This window comes from Amycolatopsis sp. VS8301801F10 (assembly GCF_046195355.1).
In the GTDB taxonomy this organism is placed as follows: domain Bacteria; phylum Actinomycetota; class Actinomycetes; order Mycobacteriales; family Pseudonocardiaceae; genus Amycolatopsis.
Genome location: NZ_CP176065.1, coordinates 3,238,557 through 3,263,726, shown reverse-complemented (window position 1 = coordinate 3,263,726; position 25,170 = coordinate 3,238,557). Strand labels below are relative to the sequence as shown.

25 protein-coding genes are annotated in these 25,170 nt (G+C 69.5%); 13 read left to right on the top strand and 12 right to left on the bottom strand.

The genetic code is table 11. The annotated features are described in order from the left end of the window. Positions 1–6: 6 nt before the first annotated feature. Positions 7–438: an Lrp/AsnC family transcriptional regulator gene (locus F9C11_RS15840; RefSeq protein WP_409185624.1), complete on the bottom strand. Its 432-nt coding sequence runs from the start codon at positions 436–438 to the stop codon at positions 7–9. Positions 439–599: 161 nt separating this feature from the next. On the opposite strand from F9C11_RS15840, the gene pdhA reads away from it, so the two are divergent. The 3 genes from pdhA to F9C11_RS15825 are packed head-to-tail and all read left to right on the top strand — an operon-like array spanning position 600 to position 3,945. Then, complete coding sequence (gene pdhA / locus F9C11_RS15835) at positions 600–1,700, top strand: pyruvate dehydrogenase (acetyl-transferring) E1 component subunit alpha (protein ID WP_409185623.1); 1,101 nt, start codon at positions 600–602, stop codon at positions 1,698–1,700. Next, positions 1,697–2,713 (top strand): alpha-ketoacid dehydrogenase subunit beta, encoded by a 1,017-nt coding sequence (locus F9C11_RS15830; protein WP_409185622.1) that lies wholly within the window; start codon positions 1,697–1,699, stop codon positions 2,711–2,713. The genes pdhA and F9C11_RS15830 overlap by 4 nt, the downstream gene beginning before the upstream one ends. Next, positions 2,713–3,945: a dihydrolipoamide acetyltransferase family protein gene (locus F9C11_RS15825; protein ID WP_409185621.1), complete on the top strand. Its 1,233-nt coding sequence runs from the start codon at positions 2,713–2,715 to the stop codon at positions 3,943–3,945. The genes F9C11_RS15830 and F9C11_RS15825 overlap by 1 nt, the downstream gene beginning before the upstream one ends. Positions 3,946–3,951: 6 nt before the next feature. Here F9C11_RS15825 and F9C11_RS15820 read toward each other — a convergent pair whose 3' ends face one another. The 5 genes from F9C11_RS15820 to F9C11_RS15800 all read right to left on the bottom strand — a co-directional run bounded on the left by F9C11_RS15820 (position 3,952) and on the right by F9C11_RS15800 (position 9,139). Continuing rightward, the gene (locus F9C11_RS15820; RefSeq protein ID WP_409185620.1) at positions 3,952–5,220 is read right to left on the bottom strand and encodes a glycosyltransferase family 2 protein; all 1,269 of its coding nucleotides are present in this window, start codon (positions 5,218–5,220) and stop codon (positions 3,952–3,954) included. After that, complete coding sequence (locus F9C11_RS15815) at positions 5,217–5,390, bottom strand: hypothetical protein (protein WP_409185619.1); 174 nt, start codon at positions 5,388–5,390, stop codon at positions 5,217–5,219. The genes F9C11_RS15820 and F9C11_RS15815 overlap by 4 nt, the downstream gene beginning before the upstream one ends. 22 nt (positions 5,391–5,412) lie before the next feature. After that, entirely contained in the window at positions 5,413–7,095 is a 1,683-nt protein-coding gene (locus F9C11_RS15810; protein WP_409185618.1) for a DUF2334 domain-containing protein, read from the bottom strand. Then, a complete protein-coding gene (gene wecB / locus F9C11_RS15805; protein WP_409185617.1) occupies positions 7,092–8,285 on the bottom strand; it encodes a non-hydrolyzing UDP-N-acetylglucosamine 2-epimerase in 1,194 nt (397 codons plus the stop codon). The genes F9C11_RS15810 and wecB overlap by 4 nt, the downstream gene beginning before the upstream one ends. A 368-nt stretch (positions 8,286–8,653) precedes the next feature. Further along, on the bottom strand, positions 8,654–9,139 hold the full coding sequence (locus tag F9C11_RS15800) for a carboxymuconolactone decarboxylase family protein (RefSeq protein WP_409185616.1): 486 nt from the start codon (positions 9,137–9,139) through the stop codon (positions 8,654–8,656). A 46-nt stretch (positions 9,140–9,185) separates the two neighbouring features. On the opposite strand from F9C11_RS15800, the gene F9C11_RS15795 reads away from it, so the two are divergent. The 4 genes from F9C11_RS15795 to F9C11_RS15780 all read left to right on the top strand — a co-directional run bounded on the left by F9C11_RS15795 (position 9,186) and on the right by F9C11_RS15780 (position 13,113). After that, entirely contained in the window at positions 9,186–10,583 is a 1,398-nt protein-coding gene (locus tag F9C11_RS15795) for a PLP-dependent aminotransferase family protein (RefSeq protein WP_409185615.1), read from the top strand. Between the two features lie 73 nt (positions 10,584–10,656). Then, a complete protein-coding gene (locus F9C11_RS15790; RefSeq protein WP_101438219.1) occupies positions 10,657–10,833 on the top strand; it encodes a CsbD family protein in 177 nt (58 codons plus the stop codon). A 117-nt stretch (positions 10,834–10,950) separates the two neighbouring features. Beyond that, positions 10,951–11,559 carry a TetR/AcrR family transcriptional regulator gene (locus F9C11_RS15785; protein ID WP_409185614.1) on the top strand — a complete coding sequence of 203 codons (609 nt, stop codon included), beginning with the start codon at positions 10,951–10,953 and terminating at the stop codon, positions 11,557–11,559. 18 nt (positions 11,560–11,577) lie between these two features. Further along, complete coding sequence (locus tag F9C11_RS15780) at positions 11,578–13,113, top strand: FAD-dependent monooxygenase (protein WP_409185613.1); 1,536 nt, start codon at positions 11,578–11,580, stop codon at positions 13,111–13,113. Between the two features lie 201 nt (positions 13,114–13,314). On the opposite strand, the gene F9C11_RS15775 is transcribed toward F9C11_RS15780, so the two are convergent. Then, positions 13,315–14,124, bottom strand: a complete 810-nt coding sequence (locus F9C11_RS15775; protein ID WP_409185612.1) for a class I SAM-dependent methyltransferase — start codon at positions 14,122–14,124, stop codon at positions 13,315–13,317. A 195-nt stretch (positions 14,125–14,319) separates the two neighbouring features. Between F9C11_RS15775 and F9C11_RS15770 the strand changes: the two genes are divergently transcribed. Continuing rightward, positions 14,320–15,750, top strand: a complete 1,431-nt coding sequence (locus tag F9C11_RS15770) for a xylulokinase (protein ID WP_409185611.1) — start codon at positions 14,320–14,322, stop codon at positions 15,748–15,750. 4 nt (positions 15,751–15,754) lie between these two features. Beyond that, a complete protein-coding gene (locus tag F9C11_RS15765) occupies positions 15,755–16,438 on the top strand; it encodes an alpha/beta hydrolase family protein (protein ID WP_409185610.1) in 684 nt (227 codons plus the stop codon). On the opposite strand, the gene F9C11_RS15760 is transcribed toward F9C11_RS15765, so the two are convergent. From F9C11_RS15760 to F9C11_RS15750, 3 genes are all read right to left on the bottom strand, one after another. Continuing rightward, a complete protein-coding gene (locus F9C11_RS15760) occupies positions 16,431–17,135 on the bottom strand; it encodes an anti-sigma factor family protein (protein WP_409185609.1) in 705 nt (234 codons plus the stop codon). The genes F9C11_RS15765 and F9C11_RS15760 overlap by 8 nt on opposite strands. Continuing rightward, a complete protein-coding gene (locus F9C11_RS15755; protein ID WP_409185608.1) occupies positions 17,132–17,671 on the bottom strand; it encodes a sigma-70 family RNA polymerase sigma factor in 540 nt (179 codons plus the stop codon). Before F9C11_RS15755 ends, F9C11_RS15760 begins: the two co-directional genes overlap by 4 nt. A 769-nt stretch (positions 17,672–18,440) precedes the next feature. Then, positions 18,441–18,677 (bottom strand): hypothetical protein, encoded by a 237-nt coding sequence (locus F9C11_RS15750; RefSeq protein WP_101438212.1) that lies wholly within the window; start codon positions 18,675–18,677, stop codon positions 18,441–18,443. Positions 18,678–18,804: 127 nt separating this feature from the next. Here F9C11_RS15750 and F9C11_RS15745 point away from each other — a divergent pair, with 127 nt between their 5' ends. Beyond that, a complete protein-coding gene (locus tag F9C11_RS15745) occupies positions 18,805–19,689 on the top strand; it encodes a DUF3800 domain-containing protein (RefSeq protein WP_409185607.1) in 885 nt (294 codons plus the stop codon). A 33-nt stretch (positions 19,690–19,722) separates the two neighbouring features. Here the strand turns inward: F9C11_RS15745 and F9C11_RS15740 are convergent, their stop codons facing one another. Continuing rightward, positions 19,723–20,142, bottom strand: coding sequence for a DUF5709 domain-containing protein (locus F9C11_RS15740; RefSeq protein ID WP_409185606.1), 420 nt, complete (start codon positions 20,140–20,142; stop codon positions 19,723–19,725). Positions 20,143–20,213: 71 nt separating this feature from the next. Here F9C11_RS15740 and F9C11_RS15735 point away from each other — a divergent pair, with 71 nt between their 5' ends. Genes F9C11_RS15735 through F9C11_RS15725 form a run of 3 tightly spaced genes read left to right on the top strand, consistent with a single transcriptional unit; the run spans position 20,214 to position 23,310 of the window. Further along, a complete protein-coding gene (locus F9C11_RS15735; protein ID WP_409185605.1) occupies positions 20,214–21,290 on the top strand; it encodes a VanZ family protein in 1,077 nt (358 codons plus the stop codon). A 50-nt stretch (positions 21,291–21,340) separates the two neighbouring features. Further along, positions 21,341–22,822: an AlkA N-terminal domain-containing protein gene (locus F9C11_RS15730; protein WP_409186916.1), complete on the top strand. Its 1,482-nt coding sequence runs from the start codon at positions 21,341–21,343 to the stop codon at positions 22,820–22,822. Next, the gene (locus F9C11_RS15725; protein WP_409185604.1) at positions 22,819–23,310 is read left to right on the top strand and encodes a methylated-DNA--[protein]-cysteine S-methyltransferase; all 492 of its coding nucleotides are present in this window, start codon (positions 22,819–22,821) and stop codon (positions 23,308–23,310) included. The genes F9C11_RS15730 and F9C11_RS15725 overlap by 4 nt, the downstream gene beginning before the upstream one ends. 1,005 nt (positions 23,311–24,315) lie before the next feature. On the opposite strand, the gene F9C11_RS15720 is transcribed toward F9C11_RS15725, so the two are convergent. Then, on the bottom strand, positions 24,316–25,140 hold the full coding sequence (locus F9C11_RS15720) for an isocitrate lyase/phosphoenolpyruvate mutase family protein (protein WP_409185603.1): 825 nt from the start codon (positions 25,138–25,140) through the stop codon (positions 24,316–24,318). Between the last annotated feature and the right edge of the window lie 30 nt (positions 25,141–25,170).

Below are 25,170 nucleotides of genomic sequence, written 5' to 3'. Positions count from 1 at the left end.
CAAGGCTCACAGCTCGTCGAAGACCAGCACGGTGTGTGTGGAGAGCACGTCCGGCATGTTCTGCAACCGTTCGAACACCAAGTCCCGCAGGCTGTCCGCGTCGCGGGTACGCACGAACAGGATCAGGTCGTTGTCCCCGGACACCAGGCCGCCGTGTTCGATTTCCGGGATGTGCTTGAGTTCCGCGCTCACCGTGCGCCACGAGTTCTGCGTGATCTTCAAGTACACGTACGCCGCCAGCCCCTGCCCCATCCGGCGCGGATCGGTGACGGCCGTGTACCCGGTGATCACGCCTTCGCGGTGCAGCCGCTCCACACGCGTGTAGCAGCCGGCCCGCGAAATGTGCGCGCGTTCGGCCAGGGCGCGCATCGACGCGCGGCCGTCTTTCTTCAGCTCGGCGATCAGTTTCAGGTCGACCTCGTCCAGCACCGCAGCCATTTGTCCACCCGGCTGGGACATCCGCGCCACCTCGCAAGCCAATCGTCCAATCAAGAAGCACCAACCCGACCATCATTCCACAGTTCCCAGTCAAGTCTGGATCTCTGATCGCTCGCACACGAGTATCAGGGCCTACTCGTCTTCGTCGATGGGAGCTGTCGGTGACCACCACGGAACGCACTGCCGCGTCCTATTTCCTGCCCAGCGACGAGCCGCTCGGCCTCGTGGCCGCCGACGGCACGCCGACGCCCGACCCGGCGCTCGCGATGCCCGCGGACGACGTCCTCCTCCGCCTCTACCGCGGCATGGTTTCCGGCCGCCGCTTCGACACCCAGGCCACCGCACTGACCAAACAGGGCCGGCTCGCGGTGTACCCGTCGGCGCGCGGGCAGGAAGCCGCCGAGATCGGCTCGATCCTCGCGCTTCGCCCGCAGGACTGGCTTTTCCCCACCTACCGCGATTCGATGGCCGTCGTCGCGCGCGGCGTCGACCCGGTCGAGGTGCTGACGCTGCTTCGCGGCGACTGGCACTGCGGCTACGACCCGTACCGCGCCAACGTCGCCCCGCAGTGCACGCCGCTCGCCACCAACACGCTGCACGCGGTCGGCTTCGCGCACGCTGCGCGCGTGAAGGGCGAGGACACGGTCTCGCTCGTTCTCGTCGGTGACGGTGCCACCAGCGAAGGCGACACGCACGAAGCGCTGAACTTCGCTGCGGTCTGGAAGGCCCCGGTGGTCTTCCTCGTACAGAACAACGGCTACGCCATCAGTGTCCCGCTCGCGAAGCAGACCGCTGCTCCTTCGCTCGCGTACAAGGGTGTCGGTTACGGCATGCCGTCCGTGCTCGTTGACGGCAATGACGCTGCCGCCGTACACGCTGTCGTCGAGCAGGCGGTCGCGCGCGCCGCGGCTGGCGAAGGACCGACGCTGATCGAGGCCGTCACCTACCGCATGGAGTCGCACACCAACGCCGACGACGCGACGCGCTACCGCGACAAGGCCGAAGTGGAGCAGTGGCTCACGCGCGACCCGATCAGCCGGCTCAAGCAGTACCTCACCGACCGTGGCCTCCTCGACGACAAGGCGCAGCAAGAGATCGACGCGCGCGCCGAAGAGGAAGCAGCCGCGTTGCGCGAGCGGATGAACGTGGACACCGAGCTCGACCCGGCGGATCTCTTCCGGCACGTGTACGCCGAACCGACCGCCGCGTTGCGCCAGCAGGCCGCCGAACTGGCGCACGAGAACACCGAGGACCAGGCATGACCGCCACTCTGGACACCACGCTGTCCCTCGCCGGGGCGCTCAACCGCGCTCTCGCGGACGCACTCGCCGAGGACGAGCGCGTGCTCGTCTTCGGAGAGGACGTCGGCACGCTCGGCGGCGTCTTCCGCGTCACCGACGGGCTCGCCGCACGCTTCGGCGACGCCCGCGTCTTCGACTCGCCGCTCGCCGAGTCGGGCATCGTCGGCACCGCGATCGGGATGGCGATGAACGGCCTGCGCCCGGTCATCGAGATGCAGTTCGACGCGTTCGCCTACCCCGCGTTCGAACAGATCACCAGCCACCTCGCCAAACTCCGCAACCGCACCAAGGGCCAGGTCGAACTGCCCGTGGTGATCCGCGTGCCTTACGGCGGCGGCATCGGCGGCGTCGAGCACCACTGCGACTCGTCCGAGGTCTACTACACGCACACGGCCGGGCTGCGCGTCGTCACCCCGGCCACGCCGGACGACGCCTACACCCTGCTGCGCGAGGCGATCGACAGCCCGGACCCGGTCATTTTCCTCGAGCCGAAACGCCGGTATTGGGAAAAGGGAACCGTTGACCCGCAACGCCGTTCGCCCGGTCTCGACAAAGCGGTGATCCGCCGCGAAGGCAGCGACGTGACCCTCATTTCCTACGGCGGCGCACTCGGCACAACCCTCGAAGCTGCCGAAGCCGCCTCCGAAGAGGGTTACGACACCGAAGTGATCGATCTGCGCAGCCTCGCGCCATTCGACCTGGAAACGGTCGCCGCTTCCGTGCGACGCACCGGTCGCGCGGTCGTCGTGCACGAGGCGAGCCGATTCTGCGGTTACGGCGCCGAGGTCGCCGCGCAACTGTCCGAGCACTGTTTCCATTACTTGGAAGCACCGGTTTTGCGCGTGGCCGGATTCGATATTCCTTATCCCGCGCCGAATCTGGAACAGCACCACCTGCCGGGCGTCGACCGGATCCTGGACGCGATCGAACGCCTCCAATGGGACGACGCGGCGCCTCTCGACGGGGAGAAGTGATGGCCGTCTTCAAACTGCCTGATCTCGGCGAAGGACTGACCGAGGCGGAAATCGTCGCGTGGCACGTCGCGGTCGGCGACACCGTCACCGTGGATCAGACCGTCGTGGAGGTCGAGACCGCGAAGGCGAGCGTCGAGGTTCCGGTGCCGTTCGCGGGCCGAGTCGCGGCGTTGCACGGAGCGGCCGGCGAAGTGCTGACCGTCGGCAGCCCGTTGATCACTGTGGACAGTGCCGCGGACTTCACCGAACCCGGCGTCGTGACCCCGGAGGGCAGCGGAAACGTCCTGATCGGCTACGGCACCAGCCAAACCCGCACCCGGCGGGCGAGGCGGCCGCGCGGCAGCAAGGCACCGGCGACCGCACCGGCCGCAGCGCCGAAGTCCACTTCGGACCGCATCCGCGTAGTGTCTCCGCTGGTCCGTCGTCTCGCCCGCGAGTCCGGAGTGGACCTTCACGCGCTGACCGGAACCGGTACCGACGGCATCGTGAGCCGCGCCGACGTAGAACGCGCGATCGCCGCCGCCGAGACCCCGGCAACCCCGGCGGATGAGCAACGAATCCCCTTGCGCGGCTTGCGCAAAACCGTCGCCGACAAACTCGCCCGCTCCCGCCGCGAGATTCCTGAGGCGACCGTCTGGGTGGACGTCGACGCGACCGAGTTGCTGCAGCTGCGCACCGCGCTCAACAGCGATCCGCATGCCCCGAAGATCAGCCTGCTCGCGCTCATTGCCCGGTTCGCCGTCGCTGGCCTGCGCCGATTCCCCGAGTTGAACGCGCATCTGGAAGGCGACGAGATCGTCATCCCGTCCAGTGTCCACCTCGGCTTCGCCGCGCAGACCGACCGCGGCCTGGTCGTCCCGGTGGTCCAGAACGCACACCAGCACACCCTGGAAGATCTCTCCGCCGCGCTCGCCGACCGCACCGAACAGGCCCGCGCCGGGCGACTCGCTCCGGCCGACCTCACCGGCGGCACGTTCACCGTGAACAATTACGGCGTGTTCGGAGTGGACGGTTCGGCGGCCATCATCAATTACCCGGAGGTCGCGATCCTCGGCGTCGGCCGGATCATCGACCGGCCGTGGATTGTGGACGGTCAGGTCACCGCCCGCAAGATCACCGAGCTGACGCTGGCGTTCGACCACCGCGTCTGCGATGGCGGCACCGCGGGCGGGTTCCTCCGCTTCGTCGCCGACTGCATCGAGAATCCCGTACGACTGCTGCGCACTCTCTGAGGACGGTCAGGCTGGCAACTCTGCCAGCCTTTCCGTTTTCGCCCACACGTTCCGCTTCAGCACGATCCGGAACACGGCCCGCCAGGTCGCCAGCACGCCGAGCAGCAAGAACGCCGGATAACACACTCCGGCCAGCAATGCCCGGTGCAGGGGTTCGTCGCGCAACCGGACAAAGTAGACGATCGCCCACATGATTCCGGGCAGCAGCAACGCGGCGAGCCACCACGCCACCGCCTGCGACAGGTTGTCGGTCTCCGCGACCAAACCGCCGAACGAATTCCCCGTCAGCAACGCCACCGGCACGATCACCAGCAACGCCGCGGCAAGCAGCGAAAGCGGAACGGTCAGCCACGGCACGACGAGGTAGACCAGGAAGTCGAACAACCCCGTCCCAGCGATGAACCGAGACGTCGCGAGACTGCGCAAATGGCGCGAGCACTGCAGATTTCCCTGCGCCCAGCGGGTTCGCTGCCGCAGGAGGCGACGGGTGTCTTCCAGCCCCTGCTGCGTTACCCAAGCACGCTGCGTGTACCGGATCCGCACCCCGGCCAGGTGCAGCCGCAATCCCAGTTCAAGATCCTCGACCAGGCAATCGCTCCACGGCGAGGGGCCGAACTTCCGCAACACCGACAGTCGGGTGAACTGCCCATTGCCGCCCATCCCGACACTGCCGAGAACGTCCCGCAACGACTGCGAAGCATCCGCGATCGCGCCGAACTCCAAGTCCTGCAGCAACGCCAGCAACCGGTGTCTATTGTGGATTCTCACCCGGCACTGCACCGCACCGACCCCGCGGCTGCGCAGCATCGCCGCGACCTCAGCAAGCAACCCGGTGCTGCCACGCCCGTCACCGTCGATGATCCCCACGACGGTCTGCGAAACAGTGCCCTCGCGCGCCGCAATAGCGTCGATGTAACGATAACCCGCGTTGAGTGCCTCGCCCTTGCCCTGCCGAGCCTGAGGCAAATCACGCCGCAACACATGCAGCCGATCATCCTTAATGCCCGCGACAATCTCCGGCGTGGCATCATCGGACCCGTCGTCAATGACCAGCACTCGCACGGGTGTTTCCGGACTGCCCAGCCGCAACGCGTTCCGCACCGTGTTGGCGATAACGCGTTCTTCGTTCAGCGCCGGAATGACAATCCAGAACAGCAACGGGCGTGCCGAACGTTCTGCCGCGGGCCGCGGCGCGCGCCAGGCGAAGGCCGCCAGCACCAGGTTGTGCACCGGCCACCAGCACAGCAGCAGCACGAACCACCACGGCTGCGTCATGCCGCGTGCCGGCCCCGGGATCCGCTGGCCCGCAGCCGGACCGAACGGACCGTCAACGCCATCGCCACGAATCCGGCTACCGACAACACGAACCACAGCACCCCGTGGAACGGGGCGACACCGATCGCGGCAGCGGAAACGACCGCGGGAGCGACCCGGGTGACAGACATTTCTTTTCCTTCCAGAATGAACTCAAGCAGCGACGGCAGCCGGAGACACAAAACGGTAGCCGAGGCCTTCGATGCCTTCGACCACCTTCCGAAGGTCTCCGAGGCCAAGAAACGGGTGATAGTAAAAGCTGACGACGCTGTCGGTTACCACGCGATAGGTCTTCGCGTCAGCCAGGATGTCGTCGGCGGTGCGGGCGGCGTGCTGATTGAACTTGGCCGGAGCCACGTTCCCGACGTTCTCCGGCACCACGACAGTCCCGTAAACATCGCGGACCGGATACGGGAAGAACTGCCCGTATACCTCGCGATACGACACTTCGGTCCGTCCACATTGGCCACCGTCGCACTGCCCGGCGTAGTAGCTGCCGCGGTCGTACCGCATCGGAAAGACCTTTCCGGCCTCCTGATAGTCCACTGCGGACCCGCCGTAATGCGGAAACTCGAACGCGTCCGGCCGCGGCAAGCCGACCCGGTCGAACTCGGCGAGACCGGTCGCGACACGATTGCGGAACCACTCCGGCGAATCCTCCGGAACCGGTCCGCTGAGCCGCACATTGTCCTGGTGGTCGACGGTTGCCCGGTAGAACTCGTAGTCCGCACCGCTGGTTCCCGAGTACGGGTTGGCAGTCTCGCCGTTCTGGTGACTGTAGCCGTGCATCACCAAGGTTCCACCCCGCGCGACCGCATCTCGCAGGGCCGCAACAAGTTCCGGACGGTCCACCAACCGCGCGAACGTCGGTTTCCCACCGTTCGCCGCACCACGCGGGTCCGCGTAATACGGGTAGACCGCCAACGAGAACGGCACACCATGCCCGCTCAGGTAATCCGTGATCGCCCGCACTTCAGCAGGCGGCGTAAGCGGACCGATGTCCTCGATCCGCACCAGTGCCCGACGACGTTCTGGAGTGTCCGGCGCGAGCGCGCCGAGCAGAATGTCAGCAGCCGCCAGATAACGATCGCCCGCGCCGACGTAGGAATACGGCACCTCGGCGAGATAGGTAAATGATCCACTGTGGACCGCCCACGGCGATGCCACTCCCTCGGCGGACTTCGCCTGCGCCAGCACCTTCGCCTTCGGCGAGTTCACTCGCACGCTCAAGACATCGACCCCGGCATTGGGATCACGGCGCAGCTCAGTGTCCCGATAGGACACCGTCGTGACCTTGTCCTCCCGGAACGGAGCCCACGTCCAACCCCACTTTCCGGCGAGCGTCGGCGCGTGGTCGAACAGCTGCCAGATATTGCTGCCCATCCACACCACCGGCATCCGGGTCCGGCTCACGTCCTCCAGCAACGCGGGCGGCAGTTGCGCGTCATAAACCGTGCCGACGTAAACCACCGCCTGGTATTCGTTCAGCTCGCCGCTGCGGTAATCGGCGGCGGGCAGCATTCGCCAAGCGGTGGAACGGGAAACCAGGTTCGCCGTCTGGATGGCGTTGGCCTGCGCTTCCTCGGCGACCTGCGTCGCGGGCGGACTCGGCCGCAACCGTCGCCCGTCATCGAACAGCACCAACGTGCGCCGGTCGTCCCGGCCGCCCGGGCCCGCCAGCCCGATTTTCGGTTGCCGCAGAACCGGTTCGGCCGGAGAGGCGGCTTCCGAACCGGCACCGTCGTCCGAGACCACGACGACGATCCCGCCCACCAGACTGACGACCGCGGCGACAATGATCCCGAGCCGCAACCACGCCGGGAAGCGTTGATTCACTGCGCGACCTCAGCCAGTTCCGGCACGAACGGCTCCGGCGCTTGAGCAGCCAATCCCAGCAGCCAGGCCACCGCTTGCTCGGTGCGCTCCGCGGCCCGGCCGTCGCCGAACGGATTGGCGCGCGCGCTCATCGCTGCTCGCTGCGGCGGATCGGTCAACAACCTCGACGCGGTGTCCACAATGAACTCGGCATCCGTTCCGACGAGCATCGCGCAACCGGCGTTGACGGCTTCCATCCGCTCCGTCGTGTCCCGCAAGACCAGCACCGGAACCTTGAACGTCGGCGCTTCCTCTTGAATACCACCGGAATCCGACAAGATGAGCGAGCTGGCCGCGATCGCCGCCGCAGTCTGTTCATACGGCAACGCAGGAGTCAGCACCACGCGCGGGTGACCCGCCAGCGCATTACGCACCGTTTCCTGCACAGCCGGGTTCGGGTGCATCGGCAGCAACACGTGAACATCCGGATGCCGCGCCAGCAGCGTGTCCACAGCGGACAGAATGCGAGTCAGCGGCTCGCCCCAAGATTCCCGGCGGTGCGCGGTCACCAGCACCAACCGGCACTCGCCCCGCGTCGCCGACTCGATCACGTCCGCGACCGCACCGTCGGCAAAGGACACTCCTTGGTCGGTCACCCGGGAAATCGCGTCCACCACAGTGTTTCCCGTGACAAGAAGAACGCTGTCGTCGACGTTTTCGGCACGCAGGTTCTGCACGGCGTCCGGGGTCGGGGCCAGGTGCAGGCTCGCGGCCTGCGTGACGAGCCGCCGGTTCAGCTCCTCCGGAAACGGCGACTGCAGGTCGAACGAGCGCAGCCCGGCTTCCAGATGCACCACGGGAATCTTGCGCCAGAACGCGACCATCGCACCGGCCACAGTGGACGTCGTGTCGCCCTGCACGAGCACCGCGGCGGGCGGCCGTCGCGCGGCGAGCGCGTCGAGACCGGTGATGAGCTGCGAGAACAACTCCGGCTGCCCGCCGTCGACCCGGTTCAGCGCGAGCCGCAGGTCCGGGGTCAGCGAGAACGCGGCGAGCACCTGGTCGACCAGCTCCGGATGCTGCCCGGTCGCGACGAGCACCGGATCCAGCCGTCCGGACCGGCGCATTTCCTGCACGACCGGCGCCATTTTGATCGCCTCCGGCCGGGTGCCGGCGATCAGCCAGACCACCGGTGCGTCACCCCGGGTCATCACGGAACTCCATTTCAGCGAGAACGGACGCGACCCGGAAAAGTTCACTGGATCGCGCCGACCACGCTAACTACGGCATCCGGAATCAACCTCACCCTCGCGGGTAAAACTCACCGTCAGTAGTCGCCGTCACAAACCGTCAAGAAAGCACCAACGGCTGCACACCTCGTTTTTAAGCGTCTGCTTACTTAACCGAACTCTGGAGACACCAGCATTGCCGAGCACTCTCCGTGATCAGCCTGGATCGGTTAAGTCACCAGCCCGGGAAAAGAGCGCCCGAAACTCCGGTCGCCCTTTTCCCGTCGCCGGGCCAAACCGGCGGCATGACCTCCCGTGATCCTGCTCGCATAGTGGTCCAGACCACCAGGTCAGTGCTTCCCCGGAACGTATTCGCCGGGCACCATCCGCGTCGTGACCGCGAACCGGTTCCACGCGTTGATCACCGTGATCGTCGCGATCAGCTGGGCCAGCTCGGCCTCCTCGAAGTGCTCGGCGGCGCGGGCGAAGACCTCGTCGGGCACGAAGCCGTCGGTGAGCACGGTGACCGCTTCGGTCAGCTCCAGCGCGGCGACCTCCTTCGCGGTGTAGAAGTGCTTCGACTCGTGCCAAGCGGACAGCTGGATGACGCGCTCGGTCGTTTCCCCGGCGGCCAGTGCGTCCTTCGAGTGCATGTCGATGCAGAAGGCACAGTGGTTGATCTGCGACGCCCGGATCAGCACCAGCTGCCGCAGCGTCGGGTCAATGCCGTGCCGGGTCGCGGCGTCGAGACGGATCATCGCCTTGTAAGCCTCGGGTGCCAGCTCCGCCATGGTGAGGCGGGGAGGTTGCACCGGAAGTCGTTCTGTCGTCGTCATAGTTTCGACCCTACGAGCGATTGGCACTCTGTTATGGTCCATTTCCGTGCGCGCGGAGTGGGCCAGTTCGCTGAGTGAAGACCTCCACCTCGACCTGCGCGGACCCCGCCTGCGCGACGGCCTGATGGAGGCCCTGCGCGACGCTATCCGCACCGGGCGGCTCGCTCCGGGCGCGAAACTGCCGTCCAGCCGCACGCTCGGCGCGGATCTGGGAATCGCCCGGAACACCGTGGCGCAAGCGTATGCGGAACTGGTCGCCGAAGGCTGGCTCACCGCGCGGCAAGGCGCCGCAACCCGGGTTGCCCCGCGCGCCGAGACAGCGCCCGCACCAGCCGTGCCGAAGCCCGCGTCGCGCCACCGGATCGTGCACGATCTGCGCCCCGGCCAACCTGACCTGTCCGCGTTTCCGCGCGCAGACTGGCTTAAAGCCGCGCGCCGCGCCCTGACCGACGCGCCTGACGACGCGTTCGGCTACGGCGGTCCGTACGGCCGTCCTGAGCTACGCGAAGCCGTAGCCGCGTACCTCGCCCGTACTCGCGGCGTACGCGCGCACCCCGACCAAATCATGCTGTGCACCGGTACGTCGCACAGTCTCGTCGTACTCGCCGAAGTACTGAAGCAGCGCGAAACCCGCGCGGTCGCCGTAGAGTCGTACGGCTTGCAAGTGCATCGCGCGCAGCTCACCAAGGTCGGCCTGGACACTCCGCAACTACCGGTGGACGCCGACGGCGCGACGGTCGAACGCCTCGACGACCTGCCCGACGTCGGCGCGGTACTGCTGACGCCGTCGCACCAGTTCCCGACCGGTGTCGCGCTGCATCCGGACCGCCGCGCCGCCGTGGTGGACTGGGCGCGCCGGACCGGCGGACTGGTGCTGGAGGACGACTACGACGGCGAGTTCCGCTACGACCGCAGCCCGGTCGGCGCGATGCAGGGACTCGACCCGGAACACGTGATTTACCTTGGCACCACAAGCAAAGCACTCGCCCCGGGCCTGCGGCTGGGCTGGATGGTGCTCCCGCCGCGGATCGCCAGGGCCGCCGCCGAGGCCAAGGGCGAGCGCGATCCGTTCTCCGGCGTGCTCGACCAGCTCACCATGGCCGAGTTCATCACTTCGGGCAGCTACGACCGGCACATCCGCGCGATGCGGCTGCACTACCGCCGCCGGCGCGACCAGCTCGTCGCGGCGCTGGCCGAGCACGCGCCGAACACCCGGGTGACCGGGCTGTCCGCCGGGCTGCAGGTGCTCGCGGACGTCCCGGCCGGCGAGGAGGACGCCGTGGTGCAAGGGTCCGCGTGGCAGGGGCTGGCGATGCACGGGCTCGGCGCGTTCCGGCATCCCGAAGCACCCGCGGACCGCGACGCGCTGGTGATCGGCTTCAGCACTCCGTCGGCGAGCGCGTGGTCGGGCGCGCTGGCCGCGTTGTGCCGGGTGCTGCCCTAGCCGGCCGGGCGCGTTTGGCGCCCGGCAGAGCGGGTAGCCGAAGCGCGAGGGGCACGAGAAGGGAGGACCCATCGTGAACGACAAAGCCGAGAACAAGGCCGAAGAACTTAAGGGGCGCGCCAAGGAAGCCGTCGGCAACGCCACGGACAACGAGCAGTGGCAGGCCGAAGGCAAGGCGGAGCAGGGCAAGGGCAACCTGAAGCAGGCTGCCGAGAAGGTGAAGGACGCGTTCAAGAGCAGCAAGGACTGACCGGACGCGGGACCAGGGAAGCCCGGGGCATCCGTGCCCCGGGCTTCTTCTCGCCCTCCAAACTTGCACAACGCGCAAACTTTGCGCGGCACGCAAGCCGCACGCTATGGTGGTCCCATGACCGACCGACCGAACCTCCGAGACCGCCGCCGCCAAGAAACCCGAGTCGACATCTCCTGGGCGGCAGTCCGGCTCACGGTCGAGCGCGGTCTGTCGAACGTGACAATCGAGGACATCGCCCGGGAAGCGGGAGTTTCTCCGCGCACCGTCAACAACTACTTCTCCAGCAAAGCCGAAGCGATCGTCGCCCGCCACCAGGACCGGGCTCGCGGGATCGCTGACCACCTCCGCGCGCGCCCGGCGTCGGAGCCGCTGTGGACCGCGCTGCGCGAAGCGTCGCTAGCGCAGCTCAACGCCGACCGCGGCTCCGCCCCCGGCGGCCGGAACGATCCACAATGGACAGCTGGGGTCCAGGTCATGATCGCCGAACCCGCCCTGGCGGGCGAATTCCTCAAAGCCAACGTCGCGGCCGAAGAAGCACTGGCCGAGGCCGTCGCGGAACGGCTCGGCGCGGACGTCTCCGATCTCCGCGTCCAGCTCATCGCCACCACCGCGGGCGGCGTGCTGCGCGCAGTCATCCAGGAATGGCTGCGCACGGACCCGCCCGCGGACCTGACCGCCATCGTGCACCGGGCGTTCGACACGCTCGCCGAGGTGCTTCCCTGATCCCGCAAGGAGATCCCCATGTCCGCCGTCGTCATCGCGGGCGCCGGGCCGAACGGCCTGATGCTCGCCGCCGAACTCTGCCTCGCCGGAGTCCGCCCCGTCCTCCTGGAGCGGCTCGCCGAACCGGACGGGGTGCGCCGAGCCAACGGTCTCGTCGGCCAAGTCGTGCCGCTGCTGCACCGGCGCGGGCTGTTCGAGAAACTCGCCGGCGTCCCCGAACCCACGCCCGTGCCGCGCTTCGTGTTCGGCGCGTTTCCGGTCGGATTCGCCGACCTTCCCCGGAATCCGATGTATATCCTGGGAAAGCCGCAGCACGAGCTTGAACAGCTGCTGACCGAGCACGTCCGCTCGCTGGGCGCCGACCTCCGCCGGGGCCACGAAATCACCGGCTTCACCCAGGACGAGGACTCGGTGACCGTGCGGGTGAACGGACCGGACGGGCCCTACGAGATCGCCGCCGAATACCTGGTCGGCGCGGACGGCGGACGCAGCACGGTGCGCAAGCTAGCCGGGATCGAGTTCCCCGGCGTCACGTGGGACGAAACGGTGTCCCGCAGCGCGAATGTGCGGCTGCCGCGGTCCTTCGCCGATCCGGTGACCGGCGGGCTGAAGCTGGAGACCGGCGTCCTCCCGCCGTTCCAGCACCACCGGACGGAAACCGGGGTGTTCGTGTTCGCGCCGTTCGACCCGGAGAACCCGACGCTGTCGGTCACCGAACACACCGGCGCCGCCGAGTTCGCCGAGGACGATCCGCTGACCCTGGACGAATTGCGCGCGAGCGTGCACCGGGTGCTCGGAGTCGACCTGCCGCTCGAACCGCCGTCCGGGCCCGGCCCGTTCCTGCTGCGCAGGCTGAGCGGCGGCAACACCCGGATCGCCGAAACATATCGGCGGGGCCGGGTGCTGCTGGTCGGCGACGCGGCCCACGTGCACTCCGCGATCGGCGGCCCCGGGCTCAACCTCGGCCTGCAGGACGCGGCGAACCTGGCGTGGAAGCTCGCCGCGGAGGTGCGAGGCTGGGCTCCGCCGGGGCTGCTCGACAGCTACGAAGCCGAACGCCGCCCGGTGAGCGAGCGCGTCGTGATGCACACCCAGGCACAGAGCGCGCTCGTCGCACCCGGCCCGGAAGTCACCGCGCTGCGCGAGTTCTTCGGCGAACTGCTGTCCTATCCGGATGTGCGGCAGCACGTCGCCGACCTGATGTCCGGCGCGGACCTGCACTACGGCACCGACCCGGACAGCGGCCGCTGGGCACCCGACCTGCCACTCGCCGACCCGGCCCCGCTGACCGCCGCGTACCGAGCCGCGCGCCCGGTACTGCTGGACCTGACCCCCGGCGCCGTACTCGCCGACGCCGCCGAGCCATGGAAAGACCGCGTGACCACCGTGCTCGCCACGGCAACCGGCGACGCCCCCACCGCCCTGCTCATCCGCCCGGACGGTTACGTCGCCTGGTCCTCCACCGCCGCCGAGCCCGACGTCGAGGCACTCCGCTCGGCCCTCACGCAGTGGTTCGGCGCACCGGTGAGGTCAGCCGTGTCGTCGCCACGCTGACCCGCACTCCGGCAGGCTCCCCTCGCCTAGTCCGCCACCACCGACCCAGACGCCGAGCTACCCCGCGCGCAGCCAATGGTCCGCCGCACCAGTCAGATCAACCGCGTCGTCGCCACGCTGACCCGCACCCCAACCAGCTCCCGCGCCTAGCCCACCACCGACCCAGACACCAAGCCACACCCCGACGGACCGCCACACCAGTCAGATCAACCGAGTCGTCGCCACATTGACCCGCACCCCCGCGGGCAGCGTGCCGTCCGGAGCGACCAGCGACCGGGTCGCCACCTTGAACGCCGTCCGCAGCCCCAGCAGCTGCGTCTCGTCCAGGGCGTCGACCTGGTAGTAGGTGTCGTGGCAGGTCTGCCAGACCTCGTCCGGCGGGCCGGACAGGTCCACCTGCAGCTGATGCCATCCGACCGGCGCGAACCCGGCTGGGCCGAGCAGTGCGTCGAGGCCTTCGCGGGTGCGGGTGCGCGGGTCGCCGGAGGTCGGTACCTGACGGTCCTCGGGCACCACCGCGAAAAGCGGCCGGGCGACCTTCAGGAACACCTCCAGCGCGTCGGTCCCGCCGCCGCCCACGCCGATCACGAAGGCGCCGCCGGGACGCAGCACGCGGGCGGTCTCGGCGAGCACCTTCTCGACGTCGGACATGAGCATCAGCGCCATGTGCGACACGACCGTGTCGTAGCTGTCGTCCTCGAACGGCAGCTCCTGCGCGCGGCCCGGCCGCAGGTCCGCGTCGGCGAGCCCGGTCCGGCCGCGCGCGATCTCCAGTTGCTTGGCGGAAAGGTCGATGCCGGCGAGCTTTTCGGCACCGCGACCGGCGAGCACCGCCAGCAGCGCGCCGTCCCCGCAGCCGAGGTCGAGCACGCTGCGCGGCCGGCCCACGTGGTCGGCGAACGCCTCGTACACCGAGCGTCCGCCGACCCGGCCTCGCTCGGCCAGTTCGGACGCGGCTGCCGGGTTCCGGTCGTGAAAATCGCGCAGGAACTCTTCGGCTGGCGTCATCATGCCCGAGACGGTAGCGCGAACGGTCGCTTCAGCAGCCCGGTTTTCGCCAGGTCGACGCCGGTCGGTCGAGTAATCCGATTCACCGCACCCCTCGTCCGGCTCACGGCTCCGAAGAATCCGGCCGGAACGAGCGATCTCGGCGGCCGGTCCCGCAGCGAAGACCCGACGACAGCGAATTCCTGGTACCCCTGTGGCATGGACGAAGAAGCTCTGCTCGGCATCGACGTCGGCACGACCGCGGTGAAAGTCGCGGCGTTCGCGCCGGACGGCCGGGAACTCGCGGCGCACTCGGTGCCCTATCCGATCGCGCGCCCGCGTCCCGGCTGGGCCGAACAGGACCCGGAAGACTGGTGGCGCGCAACGGAAACCGCGCTTCACACGGTCCTTTCCGGACTTCCCGCCGGTTCGGTGCGCGCGGCCGGGATCGTCAGCCAGGTCAACACCCATCTCCTCGTCGACCGAGACCTGCGGCCGCTCACGCCCGCGGTGATCTGGCAGGACCAGCGGTGCGCGGCGATCGCGGCGGAACTCGACGCCCGCTTCACCGACGACGACAAGAAACGCATCTGGGGCGGGCCGATCGTGCTCGATGCGTCGTTCGCCGGTGCCCGGGCCGCGTGGTTCGCCCGCGAGCGACCGGAGCTGTGGTCCCGCGCGCGATGGATGATGAGCCCCAAGGACTTCATCGGCGCACGGCTCACTGGACGCGTGGCGACCGACCCGCTGTCCGGCGTGCGCATCGCCGGAACCTCCGGCTATCTGCCCGAAGCGGCCGCGCTCGTGGACGGGCTCGGCGACCGGCTGCCGGAGCTGCTCGCGCCCGAGGAACCCCTCGGCCACGCGGCCGCGCTGGGCGACGCCCCGGTCGTCGTCGGAACCATGGACGCCTTCGGCGCCGTTTTCGGCACCCGCACCACAGAACCGGGCCGCGCGATGGTCACCTGCGGGACGTCGTTGGTCGTCGCGGCCGCCTCGCGCCGGAACGAATCGGTCCGCGGCCTGGTCACCTTCCCGCCCCGCGGCGACCTCGTCGTGCACGCCGGACCGACTCAAGCGGCGGGCGACGCGGTGCGCTGGTGGAGCCGAGCGTCCGGGCTCGAGGTAGCTCAAGTGTTCGCTTCCGCCGCGGAAGGCACGCCCGGCGTGGTCTTCCTGCCGCACCTGCAAGGCGAACGCGCGCCGCTGTGGGACCCGGACCTGCGCGGCAGCTTCCTCGGGCTGACGTCGTCCACAACCACCGCGGACCTGTCGCGAGCCGTCCTCACCGGAGTCGCGTTCTCCGCGCGGCACGTGCTGGAAACCGTCGAAGAAGCGTGCGGCGAACGCCTCCCGTCGGTGACGTTCTCCGGCGGCGGCGCACGAAGCGACCTCTGGACCCAACTCCACGCCGACGCGCTGTCCCGCCCCGTCGAACGCCTCCGCGTGCACGACAGCGCCGCGCTAGGAGCCGCCCTCCTCGGCGCAGTCGGCGCGGGCCGGTATCCGGACGTCGAAACCGCCGCGGCCGCGACCGTCGCCGTCGAGCGAACCTTCGCCCCCGAGACCGACTTGACCTGCCTGTACGAGGCGTATCGCGCGGCGCACGAAGGGCTCGCGGGAGTACACGAACGGCTGGCTCGATGGTGATCTAATGGCCAGCATGGAAACCCTCCGCTACGGCAGCGAGCCCAGCCAGTTCGTCGAACTCCACGGGGCCCCGGGCGGGCGGGGAACCGCGATCCTGCTGCACGGCGGATGGTGGCGCGCCCGGCACGACCTGCACCAGCTCGACCCGATGGCGGCCGACCTCGTCGCCGCGGGCTGGTATGTGGCGAACGTCGAGTACCGCCGCATCGACGGCGACACCGGCGGCTGGCCGCAAACCCTTGACGACGTGCGAGCCGCGATCGCCGCCGTCGAACGACCGGACGCGCTGCCGACAGTCGCGATCGGACACTCCGCGGGCGGCCACCTGGCACTGCTGGCCGGCGGCGGGCTCTCCGGCGTCGTCGCGCTGGCCCCGATCACCGACGTCCCGCGCGCCCGGGCCGAGGACCTCGGCGAAGGCGCCGCCGGACTGTTCCTGACCGGCGACGATCCCGCCGCGTCGCCCATCCGGCAGCTCCCGATCGGGTGTCCGCACCTGGTCGTGCAGGGTGCCGCCGACGTCCGGGTCCCGGTCGCGCACAGCCGTGACTACGCAGCCGCGGCGAAGGCGGCGGGCGACGACGTGGACTACGTCGAGCTTCCCGGCGTGGACCACTTCCGCCTGATCGACCCGGCGGACCAGCCGTGGCAGTCCGCCCGCGACTGGCTGGACCGGCGGTTCAGCTGACATCCGCCTCGACGAACCGGTGCCCGGCAGTGTTTTCGATGACCACCGCCGCCACCTGCGCCGGGTCGACGACCGCCGTGCCGTAGAGGTACGCGCCGTCCCGCGCCGCGCGTTCCGAGACCATCCAGCCGCCGGCGACCTGGCGCTGGCCGTCCTTGCCGAGGACGACGAGCAGGCATTTCTCCCCGGCCGGAATTCCGGTCACCGAACCGTCCACGCGCACCCATCCGCTCTGCGGCACGATATTTGCGGTGAGCCGCATCTTGCCGCTGGAATCCGCACCGGAAACGACCTTCGTGCCCGGAACCGTGCTGGCAGGCGGCGGCGTGGTCGGCACCGCGACCGCGGGCCCAGACGAACTGCGCCCCACCAGCACCCCGACGCCCAACGCGATCGCAGCCACCACGACCGCGGCGACGATCGCCATCGACCGCCCCCGCCCAGCCTGCGCGCGCGACTCCGCCCGGACCTGGCCCACGGTCCGCTGCAACACCAGGTCCGCGCCCACCGGCGGCCCCTCCAGCAACGCCTCCGGCGGCAACTCGCCGAGGAAGCTCTGCACCTCGCGCAGGGACGCGGCCTCCGCCCGGCACCGCTCGCAGCCGTCCAGATGCGTCTCGACGTCGCGCTGCTCGCCGGACGCGAGCTGACCGGACAGGTATCCCGCCAGGTCGACGTGCTCGTCGGCTGTGTTCATCCGGCCACCCCTTCCGCTCGCCGGAACTCTTCCCGCAACGCCCGCAACCCGTAATACGAGCGGGACTTGACCGTGCCCGGAGGAATCCCGAGCCGCTCCGCCGCTTCCGCGACGCTGCGCCCCTGCAGATACATCTGTTCGAGCACCTCGCGATGCTCCGGGGACAGCCCGTCGAGCGCGGCGAGCACCACCATCGAGTCCACGACCTGATCGGCATGATCCCGCGCGACCGGCCCGCCCGAAGGCGACTCGGCTACCTCCTGCGGCCGCGCCTCCTTCGCCCGAACGCGGTCGATCACCAGGTTCCGCACCACGGTGAGCAACCACCCGCGCACCGACCCGCGCCCGTTGACCAGGCTGTCCGGACTGCGCCACGCACGGACGAGCGCCTCCTGCACCACATCCTCCGCCGCCGCCCGATCGCCGAGCAGCCGGGTGGCGTAGGCGAGCATCGCCCGCCCGTGCTCCTCGAAAAGCGCCCGGACCAGCGCCTCGTCCGCAACCGCCCGCCGGTGACGGGCCCTGAACCCGGCCATGCCCCGATCATCCCCCGAGAGGGGGTGAATGTCGCGCGGTCGGGCTGTGTCGCTTCCCGGCCGATGCCGTTCCGATTACGGGACGGCTTCCTTCCGCTGCGTACAGTGCCGCCGAGCTAGGTCGCATCCCGCCCGACGCCGTTCCGAATACCGCATCCCCGCCGCGCACGATGCCACAGCCAAGCCAGGTTGCTCCTGCCCAGCGTGGCCCGACTACCGTGCGCGTTCTCCCACTGCGTCGGGTGCCAGTTAGCTCCGAGGCTGGCTGCCGCCCTTCCCCCCTGCTAGGCACTGCTCCACCTCGCCTTGACCGCTGGCCCTTCGTCGCGTGCCGTTCCCACCGCTCCGGGATCCGGCCCGCCGCTCGCTCCCGCGTGGGCCCCGATCGGTGCAGCTCCCCGGCCTGCCCCCAGGCCCTTCCCCACTGGGCACCGCTGCCCCGATCGATACCCGCCCACCAGCGTGGTTCCGTCGACACGATCGGGGAACGCACCGCCTGCGAGCCCCGGACCTGGGCTAAGTTCGATATCGATCCAGCCGGAAGGCTTGCTCACCAGGTCGGCGCACGCCGGTGCCGTGCACTGGGATCACCGCCCCGGCCGCCCGACCGCCCTGGAGCCGCCGGGAGCGCCGCGCACACCGCCCTCCCGGCGGCTCCGGGGCACCTAGGGGCGGTTCAGCCAGTGCCTGCGAAACCCGCCCGGAGTCAGCGCGGCTGCCATCGGCCGCGCCGTTCAAGCCTGGCGAAATTTGTCAGTCCACAAAGGACTCAAGCGGCCGCGGCGCCGAGGTCCGTCAGCACCACCGGGCTCGCCGGGGCTCCTCGGCGGCGGGCGATTCTGACCAGCCCCCGGCGGCGCAGGCGGTCCATCGCCTGCGTTTCCCACAGCGGGACCCGCCCGCCGACCGACCACAGGTAGCACTCCCCGGCGAATCCGTTGTGGACCACCACCAGCCCGCGCCGTACGTCGTCCAGTGCGTGTACGTCCTCCTCGACGAGCACCATGACCGGCTCCCTCCGTCCCCTTCATGGTGAAACGTCCGGGGCCGCCGGCACATCCGGGAATCCACCTCAGGGGTCCCTGGAGAAATGGGGTCGCCCTCGCCTCGCGGACCTGGCAGGATCGGGTTTCGTGCGGCCGCCGACGATCGCGTGCGACGAATCCGGTTCGGAGGGCGGGAACCTGATCGGCGCGAACACCGCGGTCTTCGCGCACGCCGCCGTCCGGCTCGAGCCCGCGGCCGCCGCCGAATGCGTTGCGCGGCTTCGGGAACTCATCGGTTCGCCCGCGCTCGAATACAAAGCCAACCACCTCCTGCGCGCCAAAAACCGCGCTGCCCTGGAGTGGCTGCTCACCGAACCTCTCGCCGGGGCCGCCAGCGTGCTGCTCGTCGACAAAGCGCTGTTCCTCGCGGGCAAAATCGTCGACCTGCTCGTCGACCAGACCCCGTACCCCGAATGCCTGCGACACCGTCCGGACGCCCGAGCCCGCGCGTTGCACCAAGACGGTCCGCGCATCCACGGCGCCCGCCGCTGGACAGAATTCCTGCGGTCGTTCACCGGACTGCTGCGTACCTCGAACCGCCGCCTCCCCGCGACCACTCCCGACGGATTCTTCGCCCAGACGGACGTCCTCGGCGACCTGGTCGCGGCTCGCCCGCAGCTGACCGCGCTGCGCGACAAGCTTCTCGCCAACCCCGGCCTCGCGTCGCCGCTCGACCCGCTGCTGCCCGCCCTCGCCGACACGATCGCGTTCTGGCGTCCGGAAAGCGTCATCCACGACGAGCAGCAGTCCCTCACCCCGGCTCGGCTCGCCCAGTTCCTCGATCCGGGACCGCGGTGGCGTTTCGTGGACTCGAGGTCCGAACCGCGGGTCCAGATCGCCGATTTCCTGGCCGGAGTCGCCCGGCGGCTGACCGAGGAAACGCTGCACGGCGGCGGGGACGCGGCGCTGGTCAAACTGCTGCGGCCGTATGTGCTGCCGGCGTCGGTCTGGATCGGGGATCCGGCGGACTAGCCGCCCGCCAGTCTCAGCGGATTCCGGCCGGCTTCACGAATCCCGCGGGTCGACAACGTGCACCGCGGCTTCCTCGGCCGACGCCGCGCCGCCGTCGATGCCGATGTCCGAGGCATACAGCTCCGCCTCGGTGTCCGGGCCGAAGCCCGCGTTGGAGGCCACCAGGCGGCCCGCGCGGAAGTCGCCGACCTCATCGTCTACGAGTTCGCCGTCGGTGTCCTCGGTATCGCCCAGTCCGTCGCCGTCAGCCGCGCGGATGTCCGGCAGTTCGCGGGCCAGCCTGCCCTCCCAGCTTTCGCCGGCGGCTTCCTCGGAGGCGGTGGTGCCCCAGTCGCGAGTCGCGAGTGGACGTTCCGGCGGCGAATACCCCACGTCGTAAGGGTCGATGTCCTCCAGCGTGTCCTCGGGATCCAGCACCCCGGTGTCGGCATTGTCTTCGATGTCGTCGTCCACTGCTCCTCCTTCCCGCGTGCCCAGGCTACTGCCGCCAGCTACCCTGTGCGCTCACGCCGGGTGGAGGAACGATGACTCAGTGGAGCGGTCCCACGCTGATCGCCGTGTTCGCCGGTTTCGGGCTCGCGTTTGTTTTGGTGGTGCCGTATGTGGCGATCAGTTATCGCAAACGCGGCGAACTCGGCCTGCTGCGCGCGATCGCCGCACCGGCATTCCTGGTGTACTGCTTCGCGCTGGTCACCTACACATTGCTGCCGCTGCCAGACGTCGACGCGGCCTACTGCGCGACGCACGAAGCGCTGCGGCACCCGGTCTGGAATCCGCTCCAATTCCTCGACGACATGAAGCAGTTCAATACCGGGGGGCTGCTGGATAATCCGGCGCTGCGCCAGGTGTTGTTCAACGTCGCGTTCTTCGTGCCGTGGGGCGTTTTCCTGCGCCGATTGTTCGGGCGGAGCATCGGTTTCGCCATCGTCAGCGGGTTCTTCGTGTCGCTCGCCATCGAGACGACCCAGCTGACCGGCGTGTGGTTCCCGATGGAGTGCCCGTATCGGCTGTTCGACACCGGCGACCTGCTGTCCAACACCGTCGGCGCGGGGATCGGCGCGCTTCTGGCGCCCGTGCTGCGCCGTTCCGGGCGACTGCGTCCGGCCGACGAACCGCGTCCGGTCCTCGCCCGGCGACGGCTGCTGGGCATGGTGCTCGATCTGATCTCGGTCACGCTGGTGGGTGTCGTGCTGAGCATGATCGCACTGGTGGTGCAGTACGTCACGAAGGGCACGTTGCAGAACAACCCGCTGATCGACGACGTCCTCGGCCGATGGGTGCCCACGGCGGTTCTGCTGCTGCTCGTGCCGCTGGCGGGCAACGGCGCGACGCCTGGTCAGCGCGCGGTTCTGCTGACGGTGGTGCGTGCGGACGGGCGACCGCCGTCGGTGCTGCAGACGATCGTCCGGTTCCTGATCGGTTCGGGCGGCTATTTCATCCTCGTTGGTTTGGATTCCGGGTGGACGTCGCTGTGGCTGCTGGCGCACCTGGTGTTCATGGTCTTCACGCGCGGACATCGGGGGCTGACCGGGCTGGTGTGCGGGTTGTCGGTCGTCGACACGCGGGCGGTGGAGCGGGAGGCGGTCACCCCGCCAGGGTGATGTCGTTTTTTCGCGAGGTTTCCGGCGTGGGGCGGGGCAGACTGGTCGGCGTGTACGAGGAGACCGAACGCTGTGTCCGCGCGGTGCAGTCGAAGGACGACCGGTTCGACGGGTGGTTCTTCACCGCAGTGCTGACGACGCAGATCTACTGCCGGCCGAGTTGCCCGGTGGTGCCGCCCAAGGTGGAGAACATGCGCTTCTACCCGAGTGCGGCCGCCGCGCAGGCCGCCGGGTTCCGCGCCTGCAAACGCTGCCGCCCGGACGCGTCGCCCGGTTCGCCGCTCTGGAACGAACGCGCCGACATGGTGGCGCGCGCGATGCGCCTGATCAGCGACGGGGTCGTCGACCGGGAAGGCGTGCAGGGACTCGCCGCGCGGCTGGGATACAGCGTGCGGCAGGTGGAACGCCAGGTGCAGGCCGAACTGGGCGCGGGTCCGCTCGCGCTCGCCCGGGCCCAGCGCGCCGAAACCGCCCGGTTGCTGATCGAGACCACGACGATGCCGATGAGCGATATCGCGCACGCCGCGGGGTTCTCCAGCATCCGGACGTTCAACGAAACCGTGCGGGCCGTCTTCGCTCTGACCCCGAGCGAGCTGCGTTCGCGCGTCCGCGGCGGCAAGCGGACCAAGTCGCCGGGCGTGCTGTCGCTGCGGCTCCCGTTCCGTCGGCCGCTGTGTCCGGACAACCTTTTCGGGCACCTGATCGCCACCGCGGTCCCGGGTGTCGAGGAATGGCGCGACGGCGCTTACCGCCGCACCCTGCGACTGCCACACGGCCACGGCGTGGTGTCGCTCCGCCCGGAGCCGGACCACGTCGCGTGCCGCCTGAGCCTGACCGACCTGCGCGACCTGGCCGCCGCGATCAGCCGTTGCCGCTGGCTCCTGGACCTGGACGCCGACCCGGTGGCCGTCGACGAACAGCTCGCCGCGGACCCGACCCTCGCCCCGCTGGTGGCCGCCGCTCCCGGCAGACGCGTCCCACGCACGACCGACGCCGCCGAGTTCGCCGTGCGAGCCGTCCTCGGCCAGCAGGTCTCGACCGCGGCCGCCCGCACCCACGCAGCACGCCTGGTCCTGGCGCACGGCACCCCGATCGAGGACCGGGAAGGCGGGTTGACGCACCTGTTCCCGTCGCCCGAGGCGCTCGCGGACCTGGACCCGGAAACCCTGGCCATGCCGAAATCCCGCCGCGCGACCCTGCTGGGACTCGTGTCGGCCCTGGTCTCCGGCGACGTCGACCTGACCGCAGGCGGCGACTGGGTCCACGCCCGCGCTCAACTGGCCGCACTGCCCGGCTTCGGCCCGTGGACGGTGGAGAGCATCGCCATGCGCGCCCTCGGCGATCCGGACGCCTTCGTCGCGACCGACTTGGGCGTGAAGGTCGCCGCCGAAACCCTAGGCCTGCCAACAAGTCCAGCCGCCTTGATCGCGCACGCCAGCCGGTGGCAGCCGTGGCGCGCGTACGCGGTCCAGCACCTGTGGGCGACCGGCGACCACCCGATCAACCGGATTCCGGCGGAGGAATCGGCATGACCGTGGTGCACACCGTCATCGACAGTCCAGAGGGCCCGCTAACCCTCCTGGCCCGCGACGGCGCCCTGGCCGGCCTGTACATCGGCGAAGAGCAGTACCGCCCGCCCCGCGCCGCCTTCGGCGACCGAGACGACCGCCCATTCGCCGCGGCGACGCGTCAGCTGAACGAGTACTTCGCCGGCGATCGGGTCGACTTCGACCTTCCGTTAGCTTTCAGGGGAACTCCTTTCCAAGAGACGGTGTGGCGGGCGCTCCTGCAGATCCCGTACGGCGAGACGACGACCTACCGAGAGCTGGCCGAGTCGATCGGCCGACCGACGGCGTCCCGCGCGGTCGGCCTGGCGAACGGCCGGAACCCCATCGGCATCGTGGTGCCGTGCCACCGGGTGCTGGGCAGCGACGGATCACTGACCGGCTACGCGGCTGGGGTGGAGTGCAAGCGGAGATTGCTGGATTTGGAACGGGGCCGGCGGTTGGTGGTGGGGTGAGACGGGCTCTGGGGCGAGCCGGGATCGGTTGTGTTGGGGCGCTGGCTGAGGCGGTTCGGCTGGGTTCGCCGGGTCGAGGCGCTGGCCGGGACCGGCCGGGCCAGGATCGGCTGGCCTCGGCTGGGCTGGGCGGAATTCGCTGGGCTGGTCTGAGCCGCTGGCTGGGATCGGTTCGGCCGGGGTCGGTTCGGCTGGGATCGGCTGGCCGGGTCGGCTGGGCTGGGCCCGGGTCGGCTGGCCGGGTCGGCTGGGCTGGGCTGGGCTGAGGCGCTGGTCGGGATCGGTTCGGCCGGGCCGGTTGGTCCGGGACGCTGGCCGGGGGGTTGGCCGGGCCAGATTCCGATTGACTGGTTTGGCTTGAGGTTGAGCGACTTGGATCGGCTTGGCTTGGGCTGGACGGATTGACGATGGGCGGCCTCGAGACGGACGGGCTGACTAGCCGAGCCTGGCTCGGAGCACCCTGGCTCCGCTCAGCCAGACTCAGGTCAGGTGAGCTGGCTGAATTCGAGGCTGGCCCGGGCGGCTGGCCTGACTTGGCTCAGAGTGAACGGGCCCAAGCGGCACGGCCAAGGCTGAACCGCACCAGCTCGGGCAGCCCGGCGAGGCCAAGAGATCCGGCTCGACCAAGGCTGAACCGCATCGGCTCGGGGCGAGCCCGTCGGGGCCAAGCAGTGCGGCGCGGCCAAGGCTGAACCGCATCAGCTCGGGGCAAGCCCGACGAGACCAAGCTGTCCGGCTCGGCCGGACTGACCCGCATCTCCTTGGGCGGGCGAGCCCGATGGACTCGCTCGGACTGGGCTCCGATCTCGCCCGTACTGGCCGCACGGTTCGCGTCGCCTCGTAGGCGGAGTCGGGGCGGCCCCAGGTCTGCGTTAGCTCTCCTCGACCGCTCCCTCCAACCGCCGCTCGTCCCGTGCAGTCCCAACACGGACCGCAACGCGAGGCCCGGCGTGGATTGTCGGTCCACGCAGGCCCCAGCAGTCCCGCCCCAGCTGGTACCGGAAGTCAGCTGAACCAGCCATTCACCGTTCCGAAGTCCAGGGCGCCCGTCACCTCCCCGTACGTTCCCTGCTTCAGTACCTCTGCCGCTGCGTGGTAGGCCAATGAGTATGCCGCCTGGGCGATCGACGTTCCTACGCTCACTCGGCGCACTCCAGCCGCGGCCAGTTCGGACACTGCGGGTGCTCCTGGGCCGGCCATGGCGCTTACCGGGATTGGCGAGGACTTTGCCAGTTCCGCCAGTACCTCCAAATCCACCAGGCCGGGGACGAAGATGCTGTCCGCTCCGGCGTCGGCGTAGACGCGGGCTCGGGTCAGGACGTCGTCGAAACGGCCGGAGGGTTCGCCGATTCCGAAGAGGTACACGTCCGTGCGGGCGTTGACCCACAACTCCGAGAGACCGGCCGTCGCGGCGGCGGCGCGGGCCGCGGTGAAGCGTTCTGCCTGTTCGTCCGGGGTGAAGAGGGTGGCGGTTCCGGCGCGGGAATCTTCGAGGTTCACGCCTACCGCACCGGCTTCTACTACGCCCTTCACGGTTTCGGCGACGGCCGAGGGAGCCAGGCCGTAGCCGCCTTCTACGTCGGCGGTTACCGGGGCTTCTACGGCTGCGGCGATCTGGGCGATCACCGCCAGCATTTCCTCCCGGGAGAGGTGCTGGCCGTCGCCGCGGGCCAGCGCCCAGGAGACGCCTCCGCTGGTGGTGGCGATCGCTGAGGCACCGGCGCGTTCGATGGCCACGGCACTGCCCGCGTCCCAGGCGTTCGGCAGCACCAGCACGTCCGCTTCGTGGAGTTCGCGGAAGAGTTTTGCCTTGTCTTGCAACGAGTTCATGAGGTTCCTCCCCAGTGGCGGGCCCCGGTC

Excerpts from the sequence above, each read along its gene's own strand:
- F9C11_RS15820 (WP_409185620.1), bottom strand. The coding sequence starts at position 5,220 with ATGACGCAGCCGTGGTGGTTCGTGCTGCTGCTGTGCTGGTGGCCGGTG.
- F9C11_RS15830 (WP_409185622.1), top strand. The coding sequence starts at position 1,697 with ATGACCGCCACTCTGGACACCACGCTGTCCCTCGCCGGGGCGCTCAAC.
- F9C11_RS15720 (WP_409185603.1), bottom strand. The coding sequence starts at position 25,140 with ATGAACTCGTTGCAAGACAAGGCAAAACTCTTCCGCGAACTCCACGAA.
- F9C11_RS15770 (WP_409185611.1), top strand. The coding sequence starts at position 14,320 with ATGGACGAAGAAGCTCTGCTCGGCATCGACGTCGGCACGACCGCGGTG.
- F9C11_RS15840 (WP_409185624.1), bottom strand. The coding sequence starts at position 438 with ATGGCTGCGGTGCTGGACGAGGTCGACCTGAAACTGATCGCCGAGCTG.
- F9C11_RS15725 (WP_409185604.1), top strand. The coding sequence starts at position 22,819 with ATGACCGTGGTGCACACCGTCATCGACAGTCCAGAGGGCCCGCTAACC.
- F9C11_RS15800 (WP_409185616.1), bottom strand. The coding sequence starts at position 9,139 with ATGACGACGACAGAACGACTTCCGGTGCAACCTCCCCGCCTCACCATG.
- F9C11_RS15785 (WP_409185614.1), top strand. The coding sequence starts at position 10,951 with ATGACCGACCGACCGAACCTCCGAGACCGCCGCCGCCAAGAAACCCGA.
- F9C11_RS15750 (WP_101438212.1), bottom strand. The coding sequence starts at position 18,677 with ATGGTGCTCGTCGAGGAGGACGTACACGCACTGGACGACGTACGGCGC.
- F9C11_RS15765 (WP_409185610.1), top strand. The coding sequence starts at position 15,755 with ATGGCCAGCATGGAAACCCTCCGCTACGGCAGCGAGCCCAGCCAGTTC.
- F9C11_RS15760 (WP_409185609.1), bottom strand. The coding sequence starts at position 17,135 with ATGAACACAGCCGACGAGCACGTCGACCTGGCGGGATACCTGTCCGGT.
- F9C11_RS15775 (WP_409185612.1), bottom strand. The coding sequence starts at position 14,124 with ATGATGACGCCAGCCGAAGAGTTCCTGCGCGATTTTCACGACCGGAAC.
- F9C11_RS15755 (WP_409185608.1), bottom strand. The coding sequence starts at position 17,671 with ATGGCCGGGTTCAGGGCCCGTCACCGGCGGGCGGTTGCGGACGAGGCG.
- F9C11_RS15815 (WP_409185619.1), bottom strand. The coding sequence starts at position 5,390 with ATGTCTGTCACCCGGGTCGCTCCCGCGGTCGTTTCCGCTGCCGCGATC.
- F9C11_RS15825 (WP_409185621.1), top strand. The coding sequence starts at position 2,713 with ATGGCCGTCTTCAAACTGCCTGATCTCGGCGAAGGACTGACCGAGGCG.
- wecB (WP_409185617.1), bottom strand. The coding sequence starts at position 8,285 with ATGACCCGGGGTGACGCACCGGTGGTCTGGCTGATCGCCGGCACCCGG.
- F9C11_RS15735 (WP_409185605.1), top strand. The coding sequence starts at position 20,214 with ATGACTCAGTGGAGCGGTCCCACGCTGATCGCCGTGTTCGCCGGTTTC.
- F9C11_RS15780 (WP_409185613.1), top strand. The coding sequence starts at position 11,578 with ATGTCCGCCGTCGTCATCGCGGGCGCCGGGCCGAACGGCCTGATGCTC.